This window comes from Microbacterium lacus (assembly GCF_002812805.1).
Lineage (GTDB): Bacteria > Actinomycetota > Actinomycetes > Actinomycetales > Microbacteriaceae > Microbacterium > Microbacterium lacus_A.
Map to the genome: position 1 here is coordinate 1 of NZ_NMUM01000002.1, position 4,521 is coordinate 4,521.

Genomic DNA, 4,521 nt, shown 5'->3' on the forward strand with positions numbered 1-4,521 from the left:
CTAGGTGCGTGGGTCAGATCCTTCCGTTAACGCGCCGGGGTGAATCCGGTGGATAGCGCGGGGTGCTGGGAGAATCGATTCATGACGGTGACTGCCAGCCTGGAGGGTCTGTTCGAGGTCGAGCCGGGTGAGGCGCGGGCGCCGGGATCGGCTGCACCGGCGGGTGCGGGCAAGACGTTCCGTGGGTATGACCAGGGGCAGTGTTTCCTGCTCCCGCCGAGTCTGGATGACTGGCTGGACGAGGATGATGAGGCCCGGTTCATCTCCGAGGTCGTCGAAGAGCTCTTGGATCTGACGCCGGTCTACGCGTCGTACGCGTCCGCCTCGGGTGCGCCTCCGTATGACCCGCGGATGATGTTGAAGCTGCTGCTGTTCGCGTACGCGACGGGCGTGACCTCGTCTCGTGAGTTGGAGCGGCGCTGCAAGCGCGATATCGCCTTCCGGTGGCTGTCGGGCAACCAGGCGCCCGACTACCGGTCGCTGGCCCGGTTTCGTCGGCGTCACCTGGATGCCCTGCCGGGGTTGTTCCTGCAGGTGCTGCGGGTCTGCGCGGAGGCGGGGCTGGTGCGGTTGGGGCGGGTCGCGCTGGATGGCACGAAGCTGGCTGCGAACGCGTCGCGGCATAAGGCGATGAGCTATGACCGGATCGTGCCGAAGATCGATCAGCTCCAAGCCGAGGTCGCTGCGCTGCTCGCCGAGGCGGAGGCGGTCGATGAGGCCGAGGATCAGCAGTTCGGCCAGGACCGGCGCGGGGACGAGGTCGCCCCGGAGCTGGCCCGCCGTGAGGGGCGCCTGGCAAAACTACGTGCCGCGAAGGACGCGATCGAGGCCGACGCCGCCGAGAAGGCGGCAGCCGTGGCGCGGAAGAAGGCCGACGCCGCCGGTCAGCCCCCTGAGCAGGCCGACGCGGCCGTCGCGACTGCGGTGGACACGGCGGCGCCGAAGCCGAAAGCGCAACGCAATTTCACCGATCCTGAGGCGCGGATGATGAAGACGGTCCGCGGCTTCGATTACGCGTTCAACGCGCAGGCCGTTGTCGATGAGGGCCACCAGATCGTGTTGAGCGCCGAGGTCACCCAGCAGGCCACCGATATCCAGCAGTTCGTCCCGATGGCCGAGCAGACCCTACGGAACCTCGACGCGGCAGGAATCGAGCGTTCCCCAGAGGTCGTCCTCGCTGACGCGGGCTACTGCTCGGAAGCCAACCTCGAAGCCGCCGACGATCTGGACGCACAGGTGTTGATCGCGACGGGACGGCAACGTCACGGCGAGAGCTTCCCTACCGCCGGCGCCCCGGACCCGGCCCCAGAGGACGCGAGCCGGCGGGAGCGGATGGCGCACGCGCTGCGCACCGAGCAGGGCCGCACCGACTACGCGCGCCGCAAAGCCATCGTTGAACCCGCGTTCGGGCAGATGAAGACCCGGCAAAACGCCGGACAGCTCCGGCTACGCGGACTCGCCGGCGCCCAAGGCGAATGGCTACTCCACACGATCTGCCACAACCTCCGCAAGCTCCGCGTCGCTACAGCCGCCGGGCTGGCGCCCGCATAGGCCTCCCCAGGGGTCCCTGGGCGTCACAGCACGCACCGACAGTCGCCACGAGCCCCTCGCCGTGCGATCCCGCACGCTCTCACACCGCAACGGCCCGCCCGTTCCCGTTCGCGACCGTCAGCGCGCGATGCCAGAGTCAACGCCGCGCGCCACGCCACCCGATTCTGACCCGCGCACCTAGCGTCAGCAGCACGCCGATGGACTCGTTGTGGAGGATAGTCGACGCGGCCACGCCAAAGGCGATCGCTGCCAACCCTGCCCAACCCCACGCAGCCGCATAGCGTCGGCCGCTTTGCCGCAGGCACAGAGCGACTGCGCACCCAAAAAGCAATCCGCCGGACCTGAGCAAGATCGACATTCGATCACCATCAAGCATGAGGATCACCTGGGTGACCGCCATAGCTAGGCCGACGCCGAGAACGGCTCCCGCCTTCCACTGCAGACCGGGCCGGGCGCGGAGCAGCAACAGCAGGAGCAAGGGCCAAACGAGGTAGAAGATTTCCTCGACGCCGAGACTCCATGTGTGCCTCCACATGACGCTGGCACCGTTCGCGAACTCCAGAACGATCGGCGTCGTATATGTGAGCGCGAATCCGGTTTCCGCGAGGAACTTCGGAATCGAGGGCGCGAGGAGTAAACCGAAGACCAGCATCACGGCGATGACGAGCAGAAGCGGCGGATAGAGCCGTATGGCCCGCCGCGCGAAGAAGAGCTTCAGTCGGATTCGGCCGAGGTGCTCATGTTCCGCGAGCAGGATGCTTGTGATGAGATACCCCGAAAGCACGAAAAAGACATCGACACCTACCTGCCCAGCAAATGGGATGGGGGTGATGAAGTGGTACACCAGCACGAGAGCGACCGCGATGGCACGCAGGCCGTCGAGCTGCGGCAGATATCCCTTTGCCGGCCGGCCGCTGATCGGCGCTCGCGATGCTTTGACCGTTTCTCCCGTCACGGCGGTCAGCATATCGGGCGCCGGTTTCGAACTCGTTGCCGAACCCCGATCTCACTCAACATAGCCCGCTGCCGACCGCACTTATCGAACACAGGGTGTGCCCGTTCGTGGCAAGCCGGTTTACACGTTCAAACGACGCGTGAACTACCCTCCGAATGTCGTCGATTCGCGACTCACCGAAACGATCGCTCCGGTGCTCTTGATTCCCGCGGCAACTACGTCGCACCCCCGGTACATGCCGATCTGCGTCTCGGGATGCAGATCCGTGCCGGGACGCAAACGCGTCGCCGGGCTGATGCGCAGGCGGGGGCGGCGGGTTATCTGTCACCCGAGGAAGCGACGCCGATGGAAACCATCACCCGCCATGCATCAAGATCATGTGAAGCGATAGTTCCGCTCGGATGCCCCAGACCGGCTCTGGGTCGCCGACATCACCCCACACCGCACCCGCGACGGGTGAGTCTACTGAGCTGCAGTGATCGACGCCTGCTCGCTAGGGATCGTGGGCTGGTCGATCGGCTGACCACCTCCGCTCCGAGCTCGTCGTTGACGCGCTTGAGATGGCTGGATGGCAACGTCGACCCAGCCGGGAACGATCCTGCACTCGAACCGAGGCAAGCAATACGTCGTGGGTCTTCGTGCACCGCCGCCGCGAAGCGGACGGCCGGGTCGCGTCGTCTGTCGACTGTGAGAGTGTCGAGTACCTCCTGGCGGCCTGACTCTTGCTGACGACTGACCTCGAAGTCTGGGTGTCCTTGCTGTTGATCTGTCGTCCGTCAGGAGGCGCATCACCCTCGTGGTGCTGGCCGGGCGGGCGTGACCTCATAGGAGCCTGATCGCAACAGTCCCATCACAGTCCCGTCCACCCGACCGGCCAGTGTCACTCACCCTGTCCTGATCTGGTTGGAGCGAGCACTATGAGCATGCAGCAAGTCCCCTCTCACCGTCGAGTCGTTGTCGGCGTCGACACTCACAAACACGTCCACGTCGCCGTCGCGATCGATGAGCTCGGCGCGGTCCTGGATCGCCGATCTTTCGCGGCGGATTCCGGTGGCTACGGCCAGCTGATCGACTGGGGCGAATCGTTCGGCGGGAAACTCACCTTCGGGATCGAAGGCACCGGTTCCTATGGTGCAGGCCTGGCCGGCGCAGTGCGCCGTCGTGGAATCGGGACGCTGGAGGTGATGAGAACGGACCGTCGCGACAGGCGACTACGAGGCAAGTCCGACACCATCGATGCCGAGAACGCAGCCAGGGCAGTCCTCGCGGGCCTGGCGACGGCCATCCCGAAGTCAGCCGATGGAACAGTGGAGATGATCCGTCAGATCAAGGTCGCCAAGGACGTCGCCGTCAAGGCGAGAACATCCGCGATGATCAGCCTCAAGCAGGTCATCGTGAACGCCCCCGACGATCTGCGTCAGGAGCTGCAACCGCTATCGAAGATGGCGCTCATCCATCGCTGCGCGGCGCTTCGTCCGGGCCAGGTGACCACAATCATCGCGTCGACCAAGCACACGTTACGATCGATCGCCCGTCGCTGGGAAGTACTGGATGCCGAGATCTCCGGGCATGAGAAGCTCCTGGCAGAGCTGACCGCGCAGATCGCTCCCGACCTCGCGAAAGCCTTTGCGGTCGGTCCTGACACCGCGGCCGAGATGCTGATCGTTGCCGGCGACAATCCGGAACGGATCCGTTCGGAGGCCGCGTTCGCCCGGCTCTGCGGTGTCGCCCCGATCCCTGCATCGTCAGGGATGACCACCCGACACCGGCTCAATCGGGGCGGTCACCGGCAAGCAAACGCCGCACTCTACCGTGTCGTCATCGTTCGCATGCAGCACCACGAACCCACTAAGGCCTACGTCGCCCGCCGGATCACCGAAGGAAAGACGAAGTCCGAGATCATCCGGTGTCTGAAACGTCTTCTCGCCCGCGAACTCTGGGCCGCGATGCGCCCCATCCGCGAAGCCCGACCACCCCTCCAAATCGCGGCTTGACAGATATAGGAGCATCAACGC

At 65.4% G+C, this 4,521-nt stretch carries 3 protein-coding genes; 2 read left to right on the forward strand and 1 reads right to left on the reverse strand.

Translation table 11 applies throughout. The annotated features are described in order from the left end of the window. Positions 1 to 81: 81 nt before the first annotated feature. Positions 82 to 1,551: an IS1182 family transposase gene (locus CGU34_RS00105; protein WP_036294992.1), complete on the forward strand. Its 1,470-nt coding sequence runs from the start codon at positions 82 to 84 to the stop codon at positions 1,549 to 1,551. Between the two features lie 136 nt (positions 1,552 to 1,687). Here the strand turns inward: CGU34_RS00105 and CGU34_RS00110 are convergent, their stop codons facing one another. Beyond that, entirely contained in the window at positions 1,688 to 2,506 is an 819-nt protein-coding gene (locus tag CGU34_RS00110) for an acyltransferase family protein (protein ID WP_198517629.1), read from the reverse strand. 917 nt (positions 2,507 to 3,423) lie between these two features. On the opposite strand from CGU34_RS00110, the gene CGU34_RS00115 reads away from it, so the two are divergent. Further along, the gene (locus tag CGU34_RS00115) at positions 3,424 to 4,500 is read left to right on the forward strand and encodes an IS110 family transposase (protein ID WP_100812876.1); all 1,077 of its coding nucleotides are present in this window, start codon (positions 3,424 to 3,426) and stop codon (positions 4,498 to 4,500) included. Positions 4,501 to 4,521: the final 21 nt, after the last annotated feature.

Excerpts from the sequence above, each read along its gene's own strand:
- CGU34_RS00115 (WP_100812876.1), top strand. The coding sequence starts at position 3,424 with ATGAGCATGCAGCAAGTCCCCTCTCACCGTCGAGTCGTTGTCGGCGTC.
- CGU34_RS00105 (WP_036294992.1), top strand. The coding sequence starts at position 82 with ATGACGGTGACTGCCAGCCTGGAGGGTCTGTTCGAGGTCGAGCCGGGT.